The following is a 23,827-nucleotide window of genomic DNA, read 5'->3' as shown; positions in this document are numbered from 1 at the left end:
GTGCTATCAGAAAATTCCTTCAAGGAGTTATAGGAAATTTATTTATCATTGATTGATATGTCGGGATATGTGATCGAGATGTAAGAGGGGTGCGATGTCGAGGCGATTGATAGTTATTTTCGTTATCTGTGTCATAATCACAGCGACATTGGCGACGGTAGCAGTCCGCTATCTTCGGCAGAAGGAGGCTGTCGCGGAGCAAACGGAGCTGCGCGCCCGCATCGATAAATACCTGGAATGGTTCGGCATCCGCTTAGGCCAGCCGGTCCCTCAAGCATTCAAGACCATTAGTTCAATGGCTAATTCGCAAGGTGTCGTGCTCCCCGAATGGGATGCCGGAGCAGTGGCGACCGATTATCTGGGCAATGCGACGGATATAGACATCATGTACGGCGGGCGAACTTGTATCCAAACATCGCCGTACACCGACAAAGACACCTGTCTAAGCATTCGCCCTTCCGTAGCCATCGATAAACGATGGCTGGAAACATATAAGCATATAGTTCGCAAGGTTGGACAGCCAACGCGTGTGCAGCCCTTTAATGCGGAGTGGGATTTTGATCGTTATGATCTCGCTTACTGCAAGGATAATGCACCGGTTTACAAATATCAGCCTACCGACCCGCACAAGAGGCTGTCGCGGATCTGGCTGCATACCCGGCCAGGGGCGCTGTCGTTCAAGCTGACAACCCGGAACGATTGGAGTCTGGATAGGGCGCAGCACAAGCAAGCGAACGCCATTGCCCGATGCGCTGACCCATCCGCCGCTGAGCGCCGACCCAAGTCCGAACCTTTTGCCGGCTGATAATGCCCAGCGACATGCCGGTTCGCGGATTTCGGGCAGCGGGCATTCTGGCAAATGCGGTGGCTACATCGCCACCGGAAGGCGACTGGCGGGAAATGACGTCGCCTTTTCGCTGATCGTCGTGCACACCAGCTTGTCACGCCAACCTTATCTCGTGCATCAGTCGAGCTATGGCGCAGCGTGCAACCGGAGGGCATTTCCGCGTCATCGGCAGCCACACATTGTGCACGCCATAAGCCGCGGATTCCTTGGCGAACACGCGCGCGATCTCGAGCTTGAGTGTCCGATCTCTTTGCACGCGCTCCGATAGCGGCATCGGACGTTGCGTGATGTGCTCGTGACGTGGATGGGCAGGATGGCGGATCGGCTCGACGTGATGTTTCACGATGATCGTCGACGAACGCGATCATCGACGAAATAGGCGATCAAGCTCCGTTGGGGTGCCTCAATGCGGCTTTGGCTCCGCGCTTATGACTCTACGGCTTAGCGCGCGGCGAGCTGGCTTTTCAATATAGCGATACGTAAAATGGGATATAAGGAGCGTTGTGCAATACACTATCACAATCCAGGCAAGTCGGCTTTCTGGTTCTGGGAAGTTAAATTTTGCAGTCAGGCGTCCCCAAAAGAACCAGAGAATCTGAATTACGCAGACGTGATTCAGATAGATGGAGTATGATAAATCCCCGAGCCACTGAAGCGGGCGGCTTGCTAAAATTTTGGCGATGGCGCCTTTGTCATGCCACGTGCATCCCACAAGGAGTGCAAATGGTATAATGAGCAAAACATCGTTGGCGGGAACCAAGAGTAAGGCGAAGATGGCAAGCGCAGCCCCGATCTGAACAGCGCTAGATACGCTATCCGACATTGCGCCGAAAACATTGCGCGCTCTATAAATTTCCATGCCAATGATGAAGCCCGCCAAACAGCGGAGTGGTGCTGCACCGCTTATGATATCCAAATCGCCGGAAGTGATGGCGATCCAGGAGAACAATAGGACGGAGCCAGCCACCATCACTGCACGGGCCCAGGGGTGTTTGCCCGCGGCGTACAATGCCGGAAAGAGCAGATAGGCGAATACTTCCGCACTTATCGACCATGAAGGGATATTCCACGCCACGTTGTGGCCAAATCCCCATGCATGGATAAGAATAACTTCCGTTAAAAGTGATACAGCGCCGTCTGACGTCCAATGTGGATCGTTCACTTTGCTGCCTATTGCGTTCTGAAGTAAGGCAATGATACCTAATGCGGATACTAAATAAAGTAGGCAGAACAAATGTAGTGGATATATTCTTGCAAAGCGCTGCCTGAAAAATCTCGCGATTTCATTTTTGGTGAATTTTTCATCAACGGTGACTGTTGTAAAGCTGATAATAAATCCACTAAGAATAAAAAACAAATCTACCCATAAATATCCACGCTTGAAGAAAGGCGTAGCGCTTTCAAAGTGAAAAAGATAATTTGCGCCAAACTGCAAATGGTATGAAACCACTAATGCTGCTGCAATTCCACGAAGTCCGCAGTGAGATTGGATGTATCGCTTTTCATATTGCATAATATGCCGTGGCGTCCGCGATCACTTCGTATCGATTGGGTTATTTGGTTTTGTGTGTCCCGATGAATCTCGGGAAGGCGCTGGCCGTTCGGTCATGTTGGCGGCGCCGGGCGAACTGTCGCTACCCAGTCTCGCTCGATCGCTTCGATTCGAGCTTTCATCTCATTCGGCAAGTCTTGCACTAATATTCCACCCTTCGGATCGCCCGTGCGACGACCGTTGGGCGTGACAAAAAATTTGGGTGCAATATCGGTGCCGGTTTGCTCGGCACCAAAAGCCAGGCTGTCCGATCGCTGTGCGCCGCGCGCGCCGTCCGGGTCGATATTCGGATGTCCTTCAAATGAGCAGAGATGAAGGGCTTTTCCGCCTCCATGTTGGAGCGTTCCGAGCCAATCGACCAGTCCGTTCATCGTGATGACTCCTCGCATGCTTTTTGCGCGCATCCACTTTTTGGTCAAGCACGGAGGCGGTTAGTCGACGAATGTGCTGTTGGCGGAGAAGCTTGGGCGAAACCCCCGTCACCGCGACTTTGACTTCCGATCTTCCCGCCGGGGATCGGCCTCCACCGAGATGCCGTCCTCGGAGGACATCGAGCGTCCCCAAAGGCCGACGGTCGAAAATGTTCGCGGTATGGCGCGCTCGGAAGTTTGGCGTTGTGCGCCGTTCCAGCCGGATCCAGCGAAAGCGGAACTACCAGTAGAGCGTCCCTAGGCCGCTTTCGATCGCGTCTTGCGGGCCGGTGCCTTGGGGGTGGCGGGGGCGTCGATGGCCTTGTCGGGCGCTGCCGTCCGCATCAGATCGCGATGGCGTTCGATCGCGGCGTCGGTCATGCCCAGCCCGCGCGCGCAGAAGCGCACGGCATTTTCCAGCAATTGTTCGTCATCGCCTTCATAGGGGATGATGCCGGGTTCGTGGGTGCGCGACACCAGCATGATCGAACTGACATGTTCGATGAAGATGAAGGCATTGTGCGGCGGCATCGGCTGTCCGGTGATGTCGCCCGCCTTGCGCGCTTCCTCCATCGCCACGGCCAGCGGATCGAGCCACAGCCGCATCGACCGGCGATAGGCGAGCGACGCATAGGTGCCGTCGCCGCCAAGGCTGGAAAAATAGATGCGCGTGCCTTGTGCATTATGCGCGTCCTTGCCGAGCAGGCTATGCAGGAAGGTGCGGCGCAACAGATCTATGATGCCGCCGGCATCGGGGGTCGTGCCGCTCAGCACCTTCAGCGTTTCGTCCTGCGAACGGATGATCGTGCGCAGCACCGCGCGATAGATCGCCACCTTGTTGGGGAAGTGGCGGAACACCAGCGCTTCGGAGACATTGGCGGCCCGCGCGATATCCAGCGTCTTGGCGCCACTGAAGCCGCTGCGCGCGAAAACGCCGGTCGCCGCCTCGATAATGGAGTCTCGGCGATCGCTGCTCGACAGGCGTTTTCTGGTCATGGCTTTCCGTAACCTCAGGTCGGCACGCTTGAAAGCAACAATTTACTTACCGCCAGCCTTGGCTGGGTGTGGGGCGGCCGGGCGATGGGCAATGCGCCGGCCGCCCCGCTTATCAATGGGCCAGCAGTTGTTTCGCCTGTTCGGACAGGAAGGGCGGGGCCTGATCGCGGAAAAACTGGATGCGGCCGTCCACCGCCGCCTGCGTCATTTCCGGCTGGGTCGATACCCAGAATTTGCCTTCCGCCACCTGTTCCAGAATGACCTTGCAGCCTTCGGCCAGATCCATGCCGTAATTGGCCATCAGGTCGTGCATCACCTTGCGGTGCGTCGATGCGTCCGCCGGTTCGCCCTGGCCGGCGCTGGCTTCGAAGATGCTGGTCTTGAGCATGCCGGGCATGATCGAGCTGACGTGGATCGGCGCCTCTTTCAGCTGCATTTCCAGATACAGGCATTCGCTGAACGACTGCACGGCATGCTTGGTCATGATGTAGGCGGTCTGCGTCGGCATCACCGAGAACGCGCCCACCGAAGCCAGATTGGCGATCCACGCCGGCTTGCCCGCATCCAGCATATAGGGCGCGAAGGCGCGCACGCCGTGGACGATGCCGTGGATGTTGATGTTCAGCGTCGCTTCCCACCGCTCGATCGGGATTTCCCAGGTGAAGCCGATGGTCTCGATGCCGGCATTGTTGACCAGAAGGCGGACATCGCCGAACTGATCGTGAACCTGTTTGGCCAGGCGATCCAGCTCGGTCGGCTTGGAAACGTCAACCACCAGCGCCTCGGCCTTGCCGCCCTTGGCCTTGATTTCGCCGGCCACCGCCTCGGCCCGCTCGGCCGAAATGTCGGTCACGACCACCGTCATGCCCAGTTCGCCCGCGCGGCGCGCAAGGCCCGATCCGATGCCTGCGCCGGCGCCGGTGATCACCGCCACGCCGCCTTCAAAGGCCTGCCTGTCCGTCGTCATAAACTCTCCCGAATAATCTGCTGTGGTTCAGTTCTGCGCCGCGAATTGGCGCTTCAGGAAGGCGCAGGCATCGTCCATCGCCGTCCGCGCGCCGGGCAGGAAGGCCAGCCACGATACGAAGCCGTGGACCATGCCGGCATAACGCCTGGTTTCCACCGGCACGCCCGCCGCTTCCAGCTTTGCAGCATAACGCTCGCCATCGTCGCGCGACGGATCGATCTCGGCGGTGCCCATATAAGCGGGTGGCAGGCCGGCATGGCTCGCCGCGCGGATCGGCGATGCCAATGGGTGATGCTGGTCCTTGTCCGGGTCCGCCAGATATTGCCGCCAGAAGAAATGCACGTCGTCGCGCGAAAGCAGCGGGCCCTTGGCGAACTCTTCCGACGAGGGCGTTTCTTCCGACGGGTAATTGCCCGATCCGTAGAACATCGCCTGCGCGACGAGCTTCGGTGCGCCGGCATCGCGCGCGCGGAGTGCCACGCCCGCCGCCAGATTGGCACCGGCGCTGTCGCCTGCCACGGCCAGGCGGGCGGGATCGATGTTCAGGCCGGCGGCATGGCGCGCGGTCCACAGGGTCGCCGCCCAGGCATCGTCGGGCGCCGCCGGGAAGGGGTGTTCGGGCGACAGCCGGTAATCGACGGACACCACCACCGCGTCCGCTCCGTGCGCCAGCCCGCGCGCGATCATGTCCTGCGTGTCGAGATCGCCGACCACCCAGCCGCCGCCGTGGAAATAGACGATGCCGGGGAAGGGGCCTTCACCCGCCGGCGTGTAGATGCGGATCGGGATGGGGCCGCCCGGCCCCTCGATCGCGTCGTCGCTTATGCTCGCCAGCGGCACGTCGAGCGGCGGGATGGCGAGCGAGCTTGCCCGCACCGCCGCCCGCAATTCCTCCACCGGCATCGAACTGACCGGCGGCCATGCCGGCGCTGAGGCCAACATTGCTTCGATCTGCGGATCCATCGGCATATCTTGTCTCCTCTCCCGCGTGTCCGCGTCAGTAGCCGGCGGCCACGACGTCGGGGTGCGACCAGGCGGGCGGCTCGGCGGCCGGCAGTTCGGTCTTGCCGTCGAGGCTCATCACCCGGCGCTTGTGGGCGTGCGGCCAGTGCATCGAAAAACCGATATGGCCGGTGCGTTCGGCCGCCGGCAGTTCGCACATGGCGAGCACGGTTTCGGCGAGATAGGCGACATCCTCGCAAGGATAATCGGCCGGGATCAGCGCGTCGGCGCCGGGCGTGCGGATCGCCGTCGACGGGCCGACCACGTTCACCGCGATATTATGGTCGACCATCTCGGCCGCCAGCCCCTGCGTGAAGCGGTGGAGCGCCGCCTTGGCGCTGGCATAAAGCGTGTCGCCGCCGGCGCGCGCATAATCGATGTAGGGCCGGGTCGGCGGCAGCGTCGTCACCGAACCGATATTGACGATCCAGCCCGCGCCTTGCGCCTTCATCACCGGAATCGCATCGCGGATGAGCTGGAAGGGCGCACGCAGATAATGGGTGATCGTCCGGTCGAACGTGTCGTCGGACATGCTCTCAATGCGGCCATAATCGGCATAACCGGCATTGTTGACCAGGATGTCGAGCCGCCCGGCCGCTTCCACGGCACGCTGCACCAGGCTGCCGCGCTGTTCGGCATTTTCCAGATCGGCCGGCACGGCGAACGCCTTGCCGCCATCGGCTTCGATCAGCGCCACGGTTTCGGCGAGCGTGCCGGGGATCACCTGTTCGCCGCCGAAGCGTTTCTGGGTGGCGGGCTGCGTCGCCGAACGGGCGGTGACGACCACCGTCGCGCCGGCCGAAGCCAGCCGTCGGGCGATGGCCTGGCCGATGCCGCGGCTGGCACCGGTGACGAGGGCGACCTTGCCCTCAAGCGGCCTTGCGCTCGTGCTCATGATAATCTCTCCCGGATGTTCGTTATGTCAGGCGATGATGACGGGCGCGTCGATGGCGCAGAAGGTGTGCACCAGCACGCGATCGACGAGGTAATCGGGATATTCGGTGTCGAACCAGCGTTCGACATGCGCCCAGTGCGCGGGGTGCATCATGTAGGGGCCGTTCAGCCCCTCGATGCCGTCATATTCCTGCTCCCACACATGGGTCCACGGGTTGAGCCCGCTGGCCTTGACGGTGCTGGAAACCTGCCAGCGGCGAATGGCCTTGATGTAGCGCGGCATCGACGCGGTCTGCCGGCCGAACGCGGCCAGCCGCTCCTCGGTCGGGCTCACGTTCGCGCAGAACAAGGCGACGCGATAGAGCTTGGTCCCGTCGGATGATCCGCCGGCCAGCCCGCCTTCATATTCGACGCGTTCAAGGCTGGCGACGAGTGCCTTGTCCGCCAGTCCGGCTTCGATCGCGGCCCAGTCTGCGCCGGTCGTGGCGGCGGTTAGCGCGGCGTCGTCGTCGAACACGAAACGGCAGATCAGATCGCCGCCATTATAGACGCCGGGCAGCGTCGGCTGGATCGTCGCGTTGCGCACCTGCGCGGTGCCGCCAAAGGCACTGAGCTTGGCGGTGAACGCATCGCGCGCGGCGGTGTCGGCGCCTTCAGCGAAGCCGATGACGAAAAGCAGATTATACATTGGCGAGCGCCTCCAGCTGGTCCGCCTCGGCCATCACCGATCGGGTGCGCGCCTCGATCAGCGGCGGCGCGATGTCATTCCAGAAATGGTCCACGTCGGGCGTCATGCGCGCGACATGCTTGGCGCCCCACACCGTGCCGACATGATCCAGCGCCCACACCAGCAGCAGCCGGTTGGGTTCGTCGTCCAGCCACATGGCGGGTTCCACCTTGGCGTGGACGAGCCGCATGCCGCGTGCCTCGGCGCCCGGCACATAATGTTCGCGATAGGCCTTCAGGAAAGCCTGGCCCTGGCCCGGCTTGGTGCGGACGTCATCGACGGTCCAGATCGTTTCGGCGCTCACTGGCCCACCTCGTCGCTGACATGAAGCACGATCTTGCCGCGGACATGGCCGGCGGCGACGCGTATATGCGCCTCGCCCGCCTGATCGAGCGGCAGTTCGGTGATTTCCGGCACGCGGATGCGGCCCGCGCCCAGCGCGTCGACCAAGCCGCGCAGCTGCGCCGGCTGGTTGGGGAAGGTGGACGATGCGATCTCGATCCGCACGCCCAGTTCCGCCGCGCGCGCGGCATCGGGCATGGTTTCGTCGGCGATCAGCGTGGTGATCGGCGTCACCACGCCGCCGCGCTTCACCATTTCGATCGAATCGAGCAGGCTGCCCTGGCCGACCGTGTCGATCACCGCGTCCACGCCGTCGGGCGCCCAGGCGCGCACGGCATCGGCCACGCCGCCCTTGCGGTAATCGATGGCAAGATCCGCGCCCAGGCTGCGGACATAATCCACATTGTGCGGGCCGCAGGTGGCCGCCACTTCCGCGCCCGCCATCTTGGCAAGCTGGATGGCGAAGCTGCCGGTACCGCCGGCGCCGCCATTCACCAGCACCTTCTGCCCCGCCTTCACATTGGCCACGTTGGTCACGGCTTCCCATGCCGTCATGCCGGCGGTCGGCAGCGTCGCGGCCTCGCGCAGTGCCACCCCGTCGGGCAGCTTGACGACGCGTTCCACGTCGGACGCGACATATTCGGCATAGGAACCGCGCTCGCCCCGGCCCTGGTTGGATGCGGTGACGACGCGGTCGCCCACCTTCACCCCGGTCACGCCTTCACCCACCTCGGCAACGATGCCGGCGGCGTCGAAACCGACGACGAAGGGGAACTGATAGTTGAAATATTGCGCCAGCCAGCCTTCGCGGGCCTTCCAGTCGGCCGGATTGACGCTGGCATAAGCGACCTGGACGACAACGCCGCCCGGCTGGGCCGCCGGCCGCTCGATTTCGGCCATGTGCAAGACTTCGGGACCGCCAAACTGGTCCAGCACCATCGCCCGCATCCGCTACTCTCCTCTGGATTCACAAGTGAGTCATTACTAACAATGTTTCGCATTGTGCAATGGGGTTCCCGCATGTCGCCATCGACGTCACCGTCCAATCGGGGGGTAGGCCCGTTGGCGTAAGGGTTTGCCGCCTTGCGGAACATGCTTGCGGGCGACGCAAATCAAATTTACGAAGCCGTAAAAATATGGCGCGCGGCCGCGCATCGAGGGGAAATTGACGGGCATGAATCACGACACGCGACCACTCGTCTTCCTGACGGGGGCCACCGGCAACATGGGTGGCGAAACCATGCGCGAACTGCTCGATCGGCGGGATCGCTTCCGCGTGCGCATCCTCGTCCTCCCCTCCGAGCGCGATCGCCCGGCCGTGAAGCAATGGCTCCGCGATCCCGATGTCGACGTGATCTTCGGCGATCTCACCAATTATGACGATGTGCTGGCCGGCGTCAGCGGTGCCGCGCAGGTGCTGCATGTCGGCGGCATGGTATCGCCGATGGCGGATCGCGTGCCCGAACTTACCATGCGGGTGAATGTCGGCGGCGCGGAAAATATCGTCCGCGCGATCAAGGCGCAGCCCGATCCCGATCAGGTGCGCCTCGTCTATATCGGCACGGTCGCGCAAACCGGCTGCCGGATGCCGCCGATCCATTGGGGCCGCACCGGCGATCCGATCAAGATCAGCCGCTTCGATCATTATGCGATCAGCAAGACGAAGGCCGAGGCGATCGTCGCTGAATCGGGGCTGCGGCACTGGGTGTCGGTGCGGCAGACCGGCATGGCCCACACCGCGATGTGGCGGATCTTCGATCCGATCATGTTCCACAATCCGATCAACGGCGTGTTCGAATGGTCCACCGCGCGGGATTCGGGGCGGCTGATGGCCAATCTGTGCGAAGCTGGCGTGCCCGATACGCTCTGGCGGGGCTTCTACAATATGGGCGGCGGGCAGGCCTCGCGCGTCATCAACCACGAATTCATGGTCAAGACCTTCACGGCGATGGGCATTCGCGATCATCGCAAGGTGCTCAACCCCAACTGGTTCGCCACCCGCAATTTCCACGGCCAATGGTATAGCGATTCCGATCATCTGGAGGCGCTGGTCCCCTATCGCAGCCAGACGCTCGACGGCTTCATCGACGAACTGGGCCGCGCGATCCCGTGGATCGTCAAGGCGCTTGGCGGCACCTTTCCCGGCGCGATTGGCAAGCGCATCCGCAAGCTCGCCGAAGCGCCGGGCGGATCGCTGCACTGGTTCGCCAATGACGATCACGCGCACATTTCGGCCTATTTCGATACGCGCGATCATTGGGCGCAAATCCCCGAAGGCTGGGGCAATTACGCGCTGGCCCAGCCATCGCGCGAACCGACGCTGATGGATCATGGCTATGATGAAACGCGCGCGGCCGAAGACTGGACGATCGCCGACATGAAGCAGGCGGCGAAGTTCCGGGGCGGTGCCTGCCTGTCGGATGCGATCGAAGGGCCGTTCCGGCCGGTCGACTGGCAGTGCGCCGACGGCCATCGCTTCGCCATGACGCCCAATCTCATGCTGCGCGGCGGCCATTGGTGTCCGACCTGTCAGGTCGAACCCGACGGCTATGCCGATGCCGCACGGGTCAATCCCTATTTCGCGCAAACGCTGGTGCCGTCCGGCGTCTGACGCGCGGTCGTTAGAGCGATTTCGAAGCAGATGGGTCCATCTGCTGACTCGGAAATCGCGGTAAAACAAAAGCATGGAGCGATTTCGAAGCAGATGGGGCCATCCGCTGACTCGGAAATCGCGGCATAACAAAAGCATGGAGCGGTTGATCCGGTGCAATCGGATCCAACCGCCGCAAAGGGGGAAGCAGATGGTCGGTGGAACGGGCATGAATGCGGGCATCGAAGCGCCGGTGGGTGGCGCGGCCGGGCCGGGGGCGGATCGGGCGCTGTTCCGGCTGTGCCTCAGCCTGTTCTTCATCTGGGGCTTTGCCACCGTCCTCATCGATATCCTCGTGCCCAAGCTGAAATCGTTGTTCACGCTTGGCTATGCGGAAGTGATGCTGACGCAGTTCGCCTTCTTCATCGGCTATCTCGTCTTTTCGCTGCCGGCTGGCATGATCGTCCGGCGCTTCGGCTATATGCGCGGCATCATCGCCGGGCTGGGCATCATGGCGGCGGGCTGCCTGCTGTTCATCCCGGCCACGCGCTTCGGCGTGTTTCCGGGCTTCCTGCTCGCGCTGTTCGTCATGGCCAGCGGCGTCACCACGCTGCAGGTCGCCGCCAATGCGGTGATCGCCATTGCCGGGCCGGCGGCCAGTTCCTCGTCGCGGCTCACACTCGCGCAGGCGTTCAATTCGCTCGGCACCACGATCGGCCCGATCATCGGCGCGCGGCTCATCCTCAGCGACGATCTGGTGGAGGTGGACGCCGCCGCCATGTCGCCCGCGGCGCTCACCGCGCAACGCATCGTCGAGGCGGAAGCCGTCGCCTTGCCCTTCATCGGCATCGCCGTCGTCCTCGGCCTGCTGATGCTCGTCTTCTGGTTGCGCCGCGACATGCTGGGCCGCGTAGCGCCGGTCGCGCGGGGCGATCGGCCGGGCCTCGCCTTGCTCCGCCGTCCGCAGCTCATGCTCGGCGTCGTCGCCATCTTCGCTTATGTCGGCGCGGAGGTGTCGATCGGCAGCCTGCTCGCCAATTATCTCATGGAGCCATCGGTGTTCGGCGCCACCGCGCTGCAGGCCGGGCAACTGGTCAGCCTCTATTGGGGCGGGGCGATGATCGGCCGGTTCGTCGGCGCGTGGACCCTGGCGCGCTGGCGGCCGGGCCTCGTGCTCGCCGTCCATGCCGCCGCCGCCGTGCTGCTCGCAGGCGCCTCCGCTTTCTCATGGGGGCTGGCCTCGGCCGCCGCCGTGCTCGCCATCGGCCTCGCCAATTCGATCATGTTCCCGACGATCTTCACGCTCGGCCTGCGCGGGCTGGGCGATGATACGCCGGGCGGGTCGGCCTTGCTCTGCCTCGGCATCGTCGGCGGCGCGCTGGTGCCGCTGGTCACAGGCGTCGTCGCCGATGCCCAGGGCCTTGCCGTGGCGCTCGCCGTTCCCGTCCTCTGCTATCTCTGGGTCGCCTTCTACGGACTCTACGCCGCCCGGGCTAAGGATGCGGCTGGCGCTGGCGCGAACTGATCCGCGCCAGTGCCAGCCTGGCGGCCAACCGGCCCGTCAGCTAGCCGGCCAGATAATTGCCCGCGCCGATCACCAGTGTCGATCCGACGAGCAGGCCGATGCCGGTCCACACCTTGCCCCGCACCCGGCGCGAGGTGCCGGCCCATTCCTTCAGGCTGAACCCCCACAATGTCGAAAACAGGATGATCGATGCCATGTGCAGCGTCCAGGATGAAAAGCCGTAACGGCCCATCTGGCTTTCGCCCATCGTGTAGAAGAAGAACTGGAAATACCACAGCGTGCCGCCCAGCGCGGCGAAGCCATAGTTCGCGGCCAGCGGCGGGCGCGTTTCCGATGCGCTGCGGCCGGCCAGTTCGCCCAGGCTGCGGTTGCGCGCGATCAGGATGGCGCACCAGATGAGGTTGGTGGTGAGCCCGCCGGCAAGCACGACGCAGAGCACCGGCAGCCCCTGCCACAGGACATGGGTGCCGGCCGCGATTGTCGCTTCGCGGATCGGCGCGCCGGCATCGAGCCCCCAGGCGAAGCAGCCCGACATCACGCCGGAGAAGATCGCGATGGCGATGCCCTTCTTCAGGTTGAATTCGCTATCGGCGGTGCTGGCGCCCAGTTCGCGTTCCTTGTCGTGGCCGGCGCGGGCGACGACGATGATGCCGGCAAGCGTGATGGCGATGCCGACGAGCGTCATCTGGCCGCTGGTCGTCGCCGCCAGCGTGCCCAGCGTGCCACGGAAGATCGGCGGCCCCATCGTGCCGATGATCGTCGTCAGCCCCAGCGCCACCGCCATGCCGAGCGACAGGCCCAGATAGCGCATGGTGAGCCCGAAGGTGAGCCCGCCAAAGCCCCACATCGCGCCCCAGAACCAGCACCAGAACAGGGTGTCGGCAGGCGCGCGGGCCAATACGCCGAGCAGGTCGTGCGTCTGGATCGAGGCCATCACCCAGGGCGCGATCAGCCAGGAAAAGACGCCGCCGGTGATCCAGAAGATCTCCCACGACCAGCCCCGGATGCGCTTGTAGGGCACGTAGAAACTGGCGGACGAAAGGCCGCCGAGCCAATGGAAGACCACGCCGAGCAGTGGGTTGCCGTTCATTCCTTCTCCCCCCTTTGGCGGCGTTGTCGCCGCGTCTTATTCCGCGACCAGGCTGTCGCGTCCCAGTTCCGCGAGATTGCGTGCGCCGGTAAGCGCCATCGCGACGCGCAATTCGGCTTCCATCAACTGGATGACATGGGCGACGCCCGCCTGGCCGCCGCCAGCGAGCGCATAAGCCCAGGCCCGGCCGAGCAGCGCCATATCGGCACCGAGCGCCAGCATCCGTGCGACATCCAGACCCGAACGGACGCCGCCATCGGCCAGGATGCTGATCCGCCCGCCAACCGCGTCGGCGATCGGCGGCAGCGCCCGCGCCGTCGATGGCACGCCATCGAGCTGGCGCCCGCCATGGTTGGAAACGACGATGCCGTCCGCGCCGAGATCGGCAGCGGCCCTGGCATCATCGGCGTCGAGCACGCCCTTGATGATCAGCGGCCCCGCCCATTCGGAGCGGATGAAATCGAGATCCTTCCAGGTGACGCTGGGATCGAAATTGTTGCGCATCCACGCGAAGAAATCCTCGAGCCCGCTATTCTTGCCGAGCACCGGCGCGACATTGCCGAGCGCGTGGGGGCGGCCGCATATGCCGACATCCCATGCCCAGCGCGGGCGGCCCAGCGCCTGCCCGAAGCGGCGGAGCGCGCCGCCAAGGCCGGGTGCGCCGGCAAGGCCCGAGCGATAGTCGCGATAGCGGCTGCCGGGCACGGGCATGTCGACGGTGAAGACCAGCGCGGTGCAGCCCGCCGAGCGCGCCTGAGCCAATAGATCACGCATGAACGCGCGGTCGCGGATCATGTAGAGCTGGAACCAGATCGGCGATGGCGATGCGCCGGCGACCTCGCCCAGCGGGCAGGCCGAAACCGTGGACAGGCAGAAGGGGATGCCGGCGGAATGCGCGGCACGCGCGGCCTGCACTTCGCCCCGCCGGGCGTTCATCCCGGCCAGCCCGATCGGCCCGAGCCCGATCGGCAAAGCGTGCCGCTGGCCGAACAATTCGGCAGACAGATCGATCGACGAGACATCGCGCAAGACACGCTGGCGCAGCGCGATCGCTTCCAGATCGGCGACATTGCGCCGCAACGTCACCTCGGCATAGCTGCCGCCATCGATATATTCGAACAGGAAGCGGGGCAGGCGGCGCCGGGCCAGTTCGCGATAATCGAGGCAGGATGCGGCCTTCACAACGAGCCTCCGGCGCGCGCGATTTCGCGCTGCCAGCTGTCGCGATAGGCGCGCAGATCATCATCGAGCGGGGCGACGCGGGCCAGCGTGGACGCGGGTTGCAAGGTGGGATGGATCAGCCGCAACGCGCCGAAAGAGACGTCATTATGCGCGTTGGCGGTGTATATCGCATCCTGTGGCCGCAGCGATGCCAGCGCGCGCACGAACACCTCCGCCTCGGCAAAGCGCCCTTCGATCAGGATCGCGCCGCGCGATCCGATCAGATCGAGCGAGGTGCTGGCGACGAGCGCGGCATAGAGGCAGACGGCCGCCCGCCGTTCGGCCGCGTCCGCCGGCATCGCGATCCACCGGCCGCGCGCTTCGGCGAAGGGCCCGAACCCGGCCGCGAAGGTGGGCAGCACCATCGCCCCGTTGGCAAGCACCTTGGGGACGGCGGCGACCAGCAGGGGCTGATCGGGAACGATATCGATGCGGCGGGTGTCGATGCCAGTCAGCGTCTCGATCTCGCGCCCGCCCATGAAGCGCGCCGAAGGCACGGGCCGCCCGGCGACATCGACATTGACGAGGCAGTCGCGCGCTTCGGGCAAAGGGGGGAGGTCGGCCGCCATGGCGGGGGAGGGCGATCGCATCGCGACGAACCAGGTGCCGGTGGAAAGGATGGTGGCATCATGATCGGCTATTTCGGGGAAGCCGCGCGCGGCGAGCAACGCGGCGTTGGAATCGTGCAGCCCGCAATGGACGCGCACATTTTCCGGCAGCCCCGTCCGCTCGCTCCATTCGCGGTTGAGCGTGCCGAGCGCGTCGCCCGCATGGCGCACGGGCGGCAGGCGATCGGCCCATCCGCGCCGCCGCGCCATGGTGGACGGGCGGCCGTTCACCGGCTCCCACAGATCGCTATGGCAGCCGAGGCTGGTGGCTTCCGACGCCATGACGCCAGAAAGACGCCAGGCCCAATATTGCGGCCATAGCAGGATCGCCGCGTCGCCAGCGAACAGGCCGGGATGGAATTGTTCGAGTGCGTGAAGCTGTGCGCCGAGGTTGAGGCCGTCGGGCAGCAGCGGGGAGCCGGTGACGCCAAAATCGTCGCGATCACGGGCATAGGCGCGCTGCAGCATCGGCGCGATCGGCGTTTCATAATCAAAGACCGGGCAGGCCAGATCGCCATCGCGGACGATGGCGGCGGCGGCGCCATGGCCGACCGGGATGATCGCGTCGATGCGCCCCATATTGGCGAATTCGCGCAGCGTTTCGGCAAGCCAGCCTTCGATCCCCGCGCAATCGAGCGCCGCATAGTCGCCCGCATCGGCCCGCGTATTGGGGCGCGAGCGGCGCGCGACAAGCTGGCCGTCCGCCGTCCAAAGCGTCAGCTTGGCCAATGTCTTGCCGATATCCAGAACGATCGTCAGGCCCGTCACGTCCGATCCTTGCTGCGCGTTGATGATCGATATTTAGCGAATATGATTGAAACTTGCCAAGGGCTTTGTTAGCTCTGGATGCGAGAATGGGGTTCAGTTGACGAGGTTATGATGCTTACCGCTACCGATGCGAGCAGGGCCGTGCCGGCTTTGAAGTTCGCCGTGCCGGAAAATCGCTGGTCGGCGGCCGAGGCGGCGGGCAGATCGCCGGAAGAACTGCTGCTCTATCGATCGAACCTGCTGGGTTCGGACCTGACGGTGACCAATTTCGGCGGCGGCAATACCTCGGCCAAGATTGCCGGGCGCGATCCGCTGACGGGCGGCGATGTCGATGTGCTGTGGGTCAAGGGATCGGGCGGCGACATCGGATCGATGAAGCTGGACGGCTTTTCGACCCTGTATCTGGACAAGTTGCTGGGGCTGGAGGCGCTGTATCGCGGCATCGCGCATGAGGACGAGATGGTCGCCTATCTCCCCCATTGCACCTTCAACTTGAACGCACGGGCGGCTTCGATCGATACGCCGCTGCACGGCTATCTGCCCTTCACCCATGTCGATCATGTCCATCCCGACGCGATCATCGCGCTGGCGGCATCGGCTGGTGGCGAGGCGGCGACGCGCGCGATCTGGGGTGGGGCGATCGGTTGGCTGCCGTGGCAGCGGCCGGGCTTCGACCTGGGGTTGCGGCTGCGCGATCATGTTGCGGCGAACCCCGGCCTGCGCGGCGTGATGCTGGCGGGCCATGGCATCATCTGCTGGGGCGACAGTGCGGAGGCCTGCTATCGCAACACGATCGACCTGATCGGCGATGCGGCCCGCTATCTCAACGATCGGCTGGGCGATCGGCCGGCCTTTGGCGGGCGTAAGGCGGCGGCGCTTGCACCGGCGGACCGGCGGGCGGCGGCCGCGCGGCTGATGCCGGCCCTGCGCGGCCTGATGACGGGCGCGCGCGGCAAGATCGGCCATTTTTCGGACGACGCCGAAACGCTGGAATTCACCGGATCAGCGGATTTCGAACGGCTGGCGGCAATCGGCACGTCGTGCCCCGATCACTTCCTGCGCACGAAGATCGCGCCCCTGACGCTCGATCCCGAACGGATCGACGACAGGGCCTATCTGGGGGAGCGGCTGGACGCCTATCGCGACGGATATCGCGCTTATTATGAACGCTGCGCCGGGCCGGCCGACCCCGCGATGCGCGATCCCAATCCCGTCGTCGTGCTTATTCCCGGCATCGGCCGGATCACCTTCGCGGCGGACAAGACGACCGCGCGGCTGGCCGGCGAATTCTACGCCAACGCCATCAATGTGATGCGCGGGGCGGAGGCGATTGGCGGCTATGTCGGCCTGGCCGAGCAGGAAGCGTTCAACATCGAATATTGGGCGCTGGAGGAAGCGAAGCTCCAGCGCATGCCCAGGCCGAAACCGCTGGTCGGCAAGGTCGCGCTCGTCACCGGGGCGGCGGGCGGCATCGGCCTTGCGACCGCGCGGCGGCTGGCGGCCGACGGTGCCTGCGTGCTGCTGACCGATCGCGATGCCGAGGCGCTGGACGGCGCCGCAGCCGGCATGGTCGCTGCGTTCGGGCGTGATCTGATCCGCTCGGCCGTCTGCGACGTGACCGACGAGACCCAGGTCGCCGCCGCGTTCGAGGCCGCATCGGTGGAATTTGGCGGCGTCGACATTCTTGTCTGCAATGCCGGGCTGGCTTCGTCCGCACCGATCGAGGAGACCAGCGTCGCTTTGTGGCGCAAGAATTACGACGTGCTGGTCGAAGGCTATTTCCTCGCCGCGCGGGCGGCCTTCCCGCTGATGCGGGCGCAGAAGGGCGGATCGATCATCTTCATCGGATCGAAAAATGCGCTGGCGGCGACGCCCAATGCCGCAGCCTATGCCTCGGCCAAGGCGGCGGCGGTGCATCTGGCGCGCTGCCTGGCGCTGGAAGGCGCGTCGGACGGCATTCGCGTCAACATCGTCAATCCCGATGCGGTGATCCGTGGCTCGCGGATCTGGGATGGCGATTGGCGCAAGGAACGGGCCGGCGCCTATGGCATCGATCCCGGCGAGGAACTGGAGGATTTCTACCGCAACCGATCGATGCTGAAGCTGAACGTGCTGCCCGAGGACATTGCCGAGGCGGTGCTGTTCTTCGCGTCCGACGCATCGGCCAAATCGACCGCGAACATCATCAATGTGGATGCCGGCAACGCCCAGGCGTTCACGCGCTGAACCGCGCAGGAGAGGACAGGATGACGGAACTGCCGCTTTCGCAGGACCAGATCGAGGAACTGAACGCCGCCCAGGCCGACGCGCTGGACGACGATTATGCCAGCCTTGGCCGGCAACTCGCCCGGCGCGGCATCGCGATCAAAGCGATCAGGGACGGGGTGGCCGGCTTTTCGGTGGCGATCCCGAGCTGGGGGGCGGGGCGCGGCGGCACGCGGTTCGCCAAATTCCCGATCGCGGGTGAGCCGACCAATATTCATGAGAAGCTGGCGGATTGCGCCGTCGTCAACCAGTTGAGCCGGGCGACGCCGCGCGTGTCGCCGCATTTTCCATGGGATAAGGTGAGCGACTATGCGGCGCTGCGTGAGGAGGCTGAAAGCCTTGGCCTCGGCTTCGACGCGGTCAATTCCAACACCTTCCAGGATCAGCCGGGGCAGCCGCACAGCTATGCCGCCGGATCGCTGACGGCCAATGATGTGGCGGTGCGCCAGCAGGCGATCGACCATAATATCGAATGCATCGAGATCGGCCGCCAGCTCGGCGCGCGCGATCTGACCGTCTGGATCGGTGACGGCACCAATTTTCCGGGCCAGCAGGATCTCACCCGGTCATTCGATCGCTATCTGGATTCCGCGAGCCAGATCTACCGCGCGCTGCCGGACGACTGGCGGATGCTGATCGAACATAAGCTGTTCGAACCGGCCTTTTATTCGACGGTGATTTCGGACTGGGGATCGTCGATCCTGGCGGCGCAGGAGCTTGGCCCCAAGGCGAAATGCCTTGTCGATCTTGGCCACCATGCGCCCAACGTCAATATCGAACAGATCGTGGCGCGGCTCCATCGCTTCGGCAAGCTGGGCGGCTTCCACTTCAACGACAGCAAATATGGCGATGACGATCTGGACAGCGGATCGATCAATCCGCACCAGTTGTTCCTGGTGTTCAACGAACTGATTGAGGCGGAGCGCAATAATCCCGGCGATTTCGCGCCGGCCTACATGATCGATCAGTCGCACAATGTGACCGATCCGATCGAGAGCATGATCGCATCGGCGGAATCGATCGTGGCCGCTTATGCCAAGGCCTTGCTGGTCGATCGCGCTGCGCTGCATCTGGCGCAGGAACGCAATGACACCATGATGGCGTTCCAGACGCTGCGGCAGGCCTATCGCACCGATGTGACGCCGATCCTGGCCAAGGCGCGGGCCGAAGCGGGCGGGGCGATCGACGCGATCGCGGCCTACCGCGCGAGCGGCTGGCGCGACCGCAAGGCGCAGGAGCGGACGAAGGTGGGGCTGGGCGCCGGCATCGTCTGATCCTTGCGCCGCCCGGATCTTCTTGGAATAGCGGCGGACAGTTTGCACGAGGAACGCAGGATGCACGCCGCCGAGCGCGAGAAGGCCATCATATCGCTGCTGGAACAGAAGGGCTTCGTCGCCTTTCGCGATCTGGAACGGCAGCTGGATGCGTCGCCGGCCACGTTGCGCCGCGATCTGGAACGGCTGGCGGGCCAGGGTCGCGTCGCGCGCGTGCACGGCGGCGTTTCGCTGCCGACCGGGGAAAGCGCGCCGGCCGCGGCGCTGGCCGGCGTGCCCTTTCACGAGAATATCCACCTGAACCGCGCGCAGAAGGAGGCGATCGGCCGGGCGGCGGCGGCCCTGTGCGTGGCGGGCGAAGCCGTGATGATCGACGGCGGATCGACGACCTTGCAGATGTGCCCGCATATTTCCGGGCTGGAATTGCAGGTGCTGACCAATTCGCTGCACATCGTGAGCGCGCTGCTCGGCCAGCCCGGCACGCGATTGACGGTGCCGGGCGGTTCGGTTTTCCCCGAACAGAATATCATCCTCGCCCCCGCCGGTGACGATCTGATGCCGCGCTTCCACGCGCCCAAATTGTTCATGGGGGCGGCATCCGTGGGGCCGCAGGGGGTGATGCAGGCGGATGTGGTGCTGGTGGCGGCGGAACGCCGGCTGATCGAACGGGCGGAACAGGTGATCCTGCTGGTCGACAGCAGCAAGTTCGGGTCGTCATCGGGCAATGTCGTGTGCGGGCTCGACGAACTGGACGTCCTGATCACCGACGACGGGCTGCCGGATGGGACGCGCGCCCTGCTGGAAGCGGAAGGCGTGCGCGTCATCATCGCCTGACGCCATAGCGCCTCTCCGGCGCCGCCCTGCCATCCCACCAAAATTGCACTGACGGCCGATCGGCCCTTTCCCCCGCCTTCGCGAAGATATAGAACGATGTCGTTCTATTGATGCCGGGTTCGCGAGAGACGGGCCGAGGGGAGAGGTGATCGCATGGATATTGATCGTCGATCGGTGCTGGGCATGGGGTTCGCAGCGGCGGGCAGCATCGGCCATCCCGCACTGGCCGCGCAGGAAAAAGCTGCGATGCCGTTCGCGGTCGTCGATCTTCGCCTGTGCGCGCTCGCACAGCCGATGGCGACGGGCAACCAGCCGCCGCGCTTTTCGTGGAAGCTTGCCGGCGGCGATGCCGGGCTGAAGCAGCATGCCTATCGCGTCACCGTCGCGCGGTCCGAGGCCGATCTGCTCGCCGCGCGCAATCTGGTCTGGGATAGTGGCGAGGTCGTTTCCGATCGCAGCTTCGACATTGCTTATGACGGGCCGAAGCCCGCGCCGCGAACCCGCTATTGGTGGCGTGTCGAACTGCGCGCCGCCGCCGGCGCGCCGCCGGTCGCGAGCGCGGCGGAATTCTGGGAGACGGGGCTTGCCGCGCCATCCGACTGGTCGGCCAAATGGCTGGCGTGCGAAACCGATGTCGCGCGGCTTGATCGGCTGGCCGGGCTCCACTGGATCGGCGCGCCGACGCTGCAGAAGGTGGGGCAGGTCTGCCATTTCCGTACGGTGATCGACGGCGACGGGATCGACGGCGATGGCGGTTCGGCATCCCAATTGCTGCTGAGCGCGGCGGTGCCGGAAAGTCTTTGGCTGAACGGCAAGCCGCTGGTGGCCGAGCAGGATGATCCGGTCGCCTGGACGACGATGGCTACCTATGCGCTGCCACTGGCGCGCGGGCGCAATGTGCTGGCGCTGAGCGTGAAGCGGGAGAGCGGGCTGGGCATGCCGGCGGCCATGTTCGCCTCGATCATCCGGCTGGGTGGCGCGCAGGGGCGCCGCATCACCAGCGCGGCGGGTTGGAAATGCGCGATGGACGCACCGGCGGGTTGGCAACAACGCGATTTCGATGACGGCGCATGGGCGGCGGCGGCACCGGTGGCGCGGAAACCCGTGGGCGAACCATGGCCGGATTATCCTGCCGTGCTCCTGCGGCGGGATTTCAGCACGACGCGCCCGATCCGATCGGCGCGGCTCTATGCCACGGCGCTCGGCGTTTACGAGGCGTGGATCAACGGCCGTCGCGTTGGTGACGGGCATATGGCGCCGCAATTCACCAACCCCGCCGAACGCGCTTTGTATCAGGCCCATGACGTGACCGCGCTGCTGCGGCCGGGCGAAAACGCGATCGGCCTGTGGGTAGGCGATGGCTGGTATGGCAGCGAATATAGCAACGGGCCGCGTTTCAGCTTCGGCCCGGCGCCATGCCGGGTGCAGGCGCAACTGGAACTGACATTCGAGGATGGATCGACCGAAACCATCGCGACGGGCGATGGGTGGAGCATCGGCGCCTCGCCGATCCTTTCGTCTGAAATCTATGATGGCGAGGTATATGACGCGCGGCTCGAACAGCCGGGCTGGGCCAATGCCGGATATCGCGGCGCGAACTGGCGACCGGCGGAGCTTGTCGATGCGCCGGCGTTCGCGCCCGAACCCGAATTGTGCCCACCCGTGCGCGCGACGCAGACGCTGGCGCCGCGCGATATCCGCACGCTGCGCCCGGGCGTGCATGTCGTCGATTTCGGGCAGAATTTCGCCGGCTGGCTGCGCCTGAAGTTGCGCGCGGCGGCCGGCACGCGGATCGAGATGCGCTTTGCCGAGATCGTGAACGCCGACGGCAGTGTCGATCAGGCCAATCTGCGCACCGCGTCCGCCCGCGACATCTATATCGCCAAGGGGCAAGGCGAGGAGCTGTGGGAACCGCGTTTCACCTATCATGGCTTCCGCTATGTCGAACTGCGCGGGCTGGCGCAGGCGCCGACGGCGGATATGGTGCAGGCGATCGTCGCGCATACCGATCTGCCCTTGTCCGGCACGTTGCGGGTCGGCGATCCGGTGATCCAGAAATTCTGGCAGAATGCGATGTGGAGCCAGCGGTCCAACTTCTTCGGTCTGCCCACCGATTGCCCGCAGCGCGACGAACGGCTGGGCTGGATGGGGGACGCGCAGGTGTTCTGGCCGGCGGCGGCCTATAATATGGACGTCGAAGCCTATACCGCGCGGGTGATGCGCGACATGCGCGCGGCGCAGGGCAAGAACGGGGCCTTCCCCGATGTGATCCCGCCCTTCACCTCCGCCTTCAACCTGTCGTCGCCGGGATGGGCGGATGCGGGCGTGATCCTGCCCTACACCGCCTGGCGCCAATATGGCGACACGGCGATCATCGACGAGAATTGGGAGGCGATGGACCGCTATCTCGGCTGGATCCAGCGCGCCAACCCGGATCATCTGTGGGTGAAATCGCGCGGCGCGGATTATGGCGACTGGCTGTCGGTGGACGCCAAGAACCCGCAGGACGCGACGACGCCCAAGGATCTGATCGCCACGGCCTATTGGGCGGGGGACGCGCAGATGATGGCGGCGATGACCGAAGCGGCCGGACGGGCGGATGATGCGGCGCGGTATCGCGCGCTGTTCGATGCCATCCGCACCGCGTTCAACCGGGCTTTTGTCGCGGCCGATGGCACGGTCGGCAATGGCAGCCAGACGGGCTATGTGCTGGCGCTCCATTTCGGGCTGCTGCCGCAAGCCGCCCGCGCCGAAGCCGGGCGCCGGCTTGCCGCCGATATCGAACGCCGGGGCAATACCCTGTCCACCGGCTTTCTGGGCACGCCCCATATCCTCGACGCGCTGGCCGGGGCAGGGCAGGCGCAGATGGCGATCACGCTGTTGATGCAGCGCAACTATCCATCCTGGGGCTATATGGTGGAAAAGGGCGCGACCACCATGTGGGAACGGTGGAACAGCGATGCCGGCGATACCGGGATGAACAGCCGCAATCATTATGCCTTTGGCGCGATCGGCGATTTCCTGTTCCGGCGGATCGCAGGCATCGCGGCGATGGAGCCGGGTTTCCGCCGCGTGCGGATCGCCCCGATCTTCGATCGTCGCCTGCAATATGGCGGCGCGGACTATCGATCGCCGGCGGGGCTGATCCGCACCGACTGGCGCTATCAGGCGAACATGCTGGTGCTGGACGTGGCCTTGCCGCCCAATGTGGCGGGTGTCGTCAGCCTGCCCGCAAAGCCCGGCCGGATCGCGATGGACGGGCGGCCGCTGGCGAAAGCGAGCACCCGATCCGTCCGGCAGGCGGGGGATGGCACCGAAGTGGAAATCGGCGCCGGCCGGCACAGTTTCTCCATCGCGGTCTAGCGGCTTATAACGGTAGCGCGGTCGTGTGCTTGATCTCCGACAGCGCTACCGTCGAGTTGATTTCCTGAACGCCCGAAAGCCGCGACAACTTCTCGAAAAAGAAGCGTTCATAGGCCTCGATGTCGGCCGCCACGACCTTCAGCATGAAATCCACCGAGCCCATCAGCACATAGCATTCGAGCACTTCGGGAAAGTCGCGAATGGCGCTGGTGAATTCGTCGAGATTGGCGCGGCCATGGGCGTTGAGCTTCACCTGCGCGAAGATCTGCGCGTTGAGGCCGACTTTCTTGCGATCCACCAGCGCGACGCGGCTCTTGATATAGCCTTCGCGCTCCAGCCGATCGATCCGGCGCCAGCAGGGCGAGCTTGAAAGACCCACCGCTTCGGCGACGGCGGCGGTCGACAGATCGGCATCCTGCTGGAGGAGCGCCAGGATCTTGCGTTCCCATGGATCGAGGGCGTCGGTCATATTGGCCCCATAATTACGGATATCGGGATAATAATTCCACATGTAGCCGATTCATGCCGAAATCAGGTCAGAAAATTTCGGTC

The 23,827-nt window shown here is 64.5% G+C and carries 21 protein-coding genes; 7 read left to right on the top strand and 14 right to left on the bottom strand.

Translation table 11 applies throughout. The annotated features are described in order from the left end of the window. Positions 1-148 precede the first annotated feature (148 nt). Positions 149-805 (top strand): hypothetical protein, encoded by a 657-nt coding sequence (locus CHB74_RS15475; protein ID WP_144033809.1) that lies wholly within the window; start codon positions 149-151, stop codon positions 803-805. 136 nt (positions 806-941) lie between these two features. Here CHB74_RS15475 and CHB74_RS22805 read toward each other — a convergent pair whose 3' ends face one another. From CHB74_RS22805 to CHB74_RS15435, 10 genes are all read right to left on the bottom strand, one after another. Next, on the bottom strand, positions 942-1,121 hold the full coding sequence (locus tag CHB74_RS22805; protein WP_425442298.1) for an IS3 family transposase: 180 nt from the start codon (positions 1,119-1,121) through the stop codon (positions 942-944). A 129-nt stretch (positions 1,122-1,250) separates the two neighbouring features. Then, on the bottom strand, positions 1,251-2,360 hold the full coding sequence (locus CHB74_RS15470) for an acyltransferase family protein (protein ID WP_089220538.1): 1,110 nt from the start codon (positions 2,358-2,360) through the stop codon (positions 1,251-1,253). Positions 2,361-2,452: 92 nt separating this feature from the next. Further along, on the bottom strand, positions 2,453-2,770 hold the full coding sequence (locus CHB74_RS21650) for a hypothetical protein (RefSeq protein WP_144033808.1): 318 nt from the start codon (positions 2,768-2,770) through the stop codon (positions 2,453-2,455). Between the two features lie 297 nt (positions 2,771-3,067). Next, positions 3,068-3,805 carry a TetR/AcrR family transcriptional regulator gene (locus CHB74_RS15465; protein ID WP_089220537.1) on the bottom strand — a complete coding sequence of 246 codons (738 nt, stop codon included), beginning with the start codon at positions 3,803-3,805 and terminating at the stop codon, positions 3,068-3,070. A 112-nt stretch (positions 3,806-3,917) separates the two neighbouring features. Continuing rightward, positions 3,918-4,772, bottom strand: coding sequence for an SDR family NAD(P)-dependent oxidoreductase (locus tag CHB74_RS15460; protein ID WP_089220536.1), 855 nt, complete (start codon positions 4,770-4,772; stop codon positions 3,918-3,920). Between the two features lie 27 nt (positions 4,773-4,799). Next, a complete protein-coding gene (locus CHB74_RS15455) occupies positions 4,800-5,741 on the bottom strand; it encodes an alpha/beta hydrolase (RefSeq protein ID WP_089220535.1) in 942 nt (313 codons plus the stop codon). Positions 5,742-5,769: 28 nt separating this feature from the next. Next, a complete protein-coding gene (locus CHB74_RS15450; protein ID WP_089220534.1) occupies positions 5,770-6,669 on the bottom strand; it encodes an SDR family NAD(P)-dependent oxidoreductase in 900 nt (299 codons plus the stop codon). 27 nt (positions 6,670-6,696) lie between these two features. Continuing rightward, positions 6,697-7,356, bottom strand: a complete 660-nt coding sequence (locus CHB74_RS15445) for a Dabb family protein (protein WP_089220533.1) — start codon at positions 7,354-7,356, stop codon at positions 6,697-6,699. After that, positions 7,349-7,699 (bottom strand): hypothetical protein, encoded by a 351-nt coding sequence (locus CHB74_RS15440; RefSeq protein WP_245842961.1) that lies wholly within the window; start codon positions 7,697-7,699, stop codon positions 7,349-7,351. The genes CHB74_RS15445 and CHB74_RS15440 overlap by 8 nt, the downstream gene beginning before the upstream one ends. Further along, on the bottom strand, positions 7,696-8,685 hold the full coding sequence (locus tag CHB74_RS15435; protein WP_245842960.1) for an NADP-dependent oxidoreductase: 990 nt from the start codon (positions 8,683-8,685) through the stop codon (positions 7,696-7,698). Before CHB74_RS15435 ends, CHB74_RS15440 begins: the two co-directional genes overlap by 4 nt. Before the next feature lie 226 nt (positions 8,686-8,911). On the opposite strand from CHB74_RS15435, the gene CHB74_RS15430 reads away from it, so the two are divergent. Continuing rightward, entirely contained in the window at positions 8,912-10,348 is a 1,437-nt protein-coding gene (locus tag CHB74_RS15430; protein WP_089220532.1) for an NAD-dependent epimerase/dehydratase family protein, read from the top strand. A gap of 190 nt (positions 10,349-10,538) precedes the next feature. Next, positions 10,539-11,852, top strand: coding sequence for a sugar MFS transporter (locus tag CHB74_RS15425; protein WP_245842959.1), 1,314 nt, complete (start codon positions 10,539-10,541; stop codon positions 11,850-11,852). A gap of 40 nt (positions 11,853-11,892) precedes the next feature. Here the strand turns inward: CHB74_RS15425 and rhaT are convergent, their stop codons facing one another. Genes rhaT through CHB74_RS15410 form a run of 3 tightly spaced genes read right to left on the bottom strand, consistent with a single transcriptional unit; the run spans position 11,893 to position 15,539 of the window. Further along, complete coding sequence (gene rhaT / locus CHB74_RS15420; RefSeq protein ID WP_089220531.1) at positions 11,893-12,942, bottom strand: L-rhamnose/proton symporter RhaT; 1,050 nt, start codon at positions 12,940-12,942, stop codon at positions 11,893-11,895. Between the two features lie 36 nt (positions 12,943-12,978). Continuing rightward, on the bottom strand, positions 12,979-14,124 hold the full coding sequence (gene lldD / locus CHB74_RS15415; RefSeq protein ID WP_089220530.1) for an FMN-dependent L-lactate dehydrogenase LldD: 1,146 nt from the start codon (positions 14,122-14,124) through the stop codon (positions 12,979-12,981). After that, entirely contained in the window at positions 14,121-15,539 is a 1,419-nt protein-coding gene (locus CHB74_RS15410) for an FGGY-family carbohydrate kinase (protein ID WP_089220529.1), read from the bottom strand. Before CHB74_RS15410 ends, lldD begins: the two co-directional genes overlap by 4 nt. 108 nt (positions 15,540-15,647) lie before the next feature. Here CHB74_RS15410 and CHB74_RS15405 point away from each other — a divergent pair, with 108 nt between their 5' ends. From CHB74_RS15405 to CHB74_RS15390, 4 genes are all read left to right on the top strand, one after another. Next, the gene (locus CHB74_RS15405) at positions 15,648-17,765 is read left to right on the top strand and encodes a bifunctional rhamnulose-1-phosphate aldolase/short-chain dehydrogenase (protein ID WP_089220528.1); all 2,118 of its coding nucleotides are present in this window, start codon (positions 15,648-15,650) and stop codon (positions 17,763-17,765) included. 20 nt (positions 17,766-17,785) lie between these two features. Next, the gene (gene rhaI, locus CHB74_RS15400; protein ID WP_089220527.1) at positions 17,786-19,078 is read left to right on the top strand and encodes an L-rhamnose catabolism isomerase; all 1,293 of its coding nucleotides are present in this window, start codon (positions 17,786-17,788) and stop codon (positions 19,076-19,078) included. 60 nt (positions 19,079-19,138) lie between these two features. Beyond that, on the top strand, positions 19,139-19,912 hold the full coding sequence (locus CHB74_RS15395; RefSeq protein WP_089220526.1) for a DeoR/GlpR family DNA-binding transcription regulator: 774 nt from the start codon (positions 19,139-19,141) through the stop codon (positions 19,910-19,912). 153 nt (positions 19,913-20,065) lie between these two features. Next, the gene (locus CHB74_RS15390) at positions 20,066-23,275 is read left to right on the top strand and encodes an alpha-L-rhamnosidase (RefSeq protein WP_089220525.1); all 3,210 of its coding nucleotides are present in this window, start codon (positions 20,066-20,068) and stop codon (positions 23,273-23,275) included. 4 nt (positions 23,276-23,279) lie between these two features. On the opposite strand, the gene CHB74_RS15385 is transcribed toward CHB74_RS15390, so the two are convergent. Then, complete coding sequence (locus CHB74_RS15385; protein ID WP_089220556.1) at positions 23,280-23,744, bottom strand: Lrp/AsnC family transcriptional regulator; 465 nt, start codon at positions 23,742-23,744, stop codon at positions 23,280-23,282. Between the last annotated feature and the right edge of the window lie 83 nt (positions 23,745-23,827).

This window comes from Edaphosphingomonas laterariae (assembly GCF_900188165.1).
In the GTDB taxonomy this organism is placed as follows: Bacteria; Pseudomonadota; Alphaproteobacteria; order Sphingomonadales; family Sphingomonadaceae; genus Sphingomonas_E; species Sphingomonas_E laterariae.
The sequence above is the reverse complement of the archived record's forward strand: the minus strand, read 5'-3'. Positions and strand labels throughout refer to the sequence as shown.

Bases quoted from the DNA above. Each gene is read 5' to 3' on its own strand.
- CHB74_RS22805 (WP_425442298.1), bottom strand. From the start codon at position 1,121: ATGCCGCTATCGGAGCGCGTGCAAAGAGATCGGACACTCAAGCTCGAG.
- CHB74_RS15470 (WP_089220538.1), bottom strand. From the start codon at position 2,360: ATGCAATATGAAAAGCGATACATCCAATCTCACTGCGGACTTCGTGGA.
- CHB74_RS21650 (WP_144033808.1), bottom strand. From the start codon at position 2,770: ATGAACGGACTGGTCGATTGGCTCGGAACGCTCCAACATGGAGGCGGA.
- CHB74_RS15465 (WP_089220537.1), bottom strand. From the start codon at position 3,805: ATGACCAGAAAACGCCTGTCGAGCAGCGATCGCCGAGACTCCATTATC.
- CHB74_RS15460 (WP_089220536.1), bottom strand. From the start codon at position 4,772: ATGACGACGGACAGGCAGGCCTTTGAAGGCGGCGTGGCGGTGATCACC.
- CHB74_RS15455 (WP_089220535.1), bottom strand. From the start codon at position 5,741: ATGCCGATGGATCCGCAGATCGAAGCAATGTTGGCCTCAGCGCCGGCA.
- CHB74_RS15450 (WP_089220534.1), bottom strand. From the start codon at position 6,669: ATGAGCACGAGCGCAAGGCCGCTTGAGGGCAAGGTCGCCCTCGTCACC.
- CHB74_RS15445 (WP_089220533.1), bottom strand. From the start codon at position 7,356: ATGTATAATCTGCTTTTCGTCATCGGCTTCGCTGAAGGCGCCGACACC.
- CHB74_RS15435 (WP_245842960.1), bottom strand. From the start codon at position 8,685: ATGCGGGCGATGGTGCTGGACCAGTTTGGCGGTCCCGAAGTCTTGCAC.
- CHB74_RS15430 (WP_089220532.1), top strand. From the start codon at position 8,912: ATGAATCACGACACGCGACCACTCGTCTTCCTGACGGGGGCCACCGGC.
- CHB74_RS15425 (WP_245842959.1), top strand. From the start codon at position 10,539: ATGGTCGGTGGAACGGGCATGAATGCGGGCATCGAAGCGCCGGTGGGT.
- rhaT (WP_089220531.1), bottom strand. From the start codon at position 12,942: ATGAACGGCAACCCACTGCTCGGCGTGGTCTTCCATTGGCTCGGCGGC.
- CHB74_RS15405 (WP_089220528.1), top strand. From the start codon at position 15,648: ATGATGCTTACCGCTACCGATGCGAGCAGGGCCGTGCCGGCTTTGAAG.
- rhaI (WP_089220527.1), top strand. From the start codon at position 17,786: ATGACGGAACTGCCGCTTTCGCAGGACCAGATCGAGGAACTGAACGCC.
- CHB74_RS15395 (WP_089220526.1), top strand. From the start codon at position 19,139: ATGCACGCCGCCGAGCGCGAGAAGGCCATCATATCGCTGCTGGAACAG.
- CHB74_RS15390 (WP_089220525.1), top strand. From the start codon at position 20,066: ATGGATATTGATCGTCGATCGGTGCTGGGCATGGGGTTCGCAGCGGCG.
- CHB74_RS15385 (WP_089220556.1), bottom strand. From the start codon at position 23,744: ATGACCGACGCCCTCGATCCATGGGAACGCAAGATCCTGGCGCTCCTC.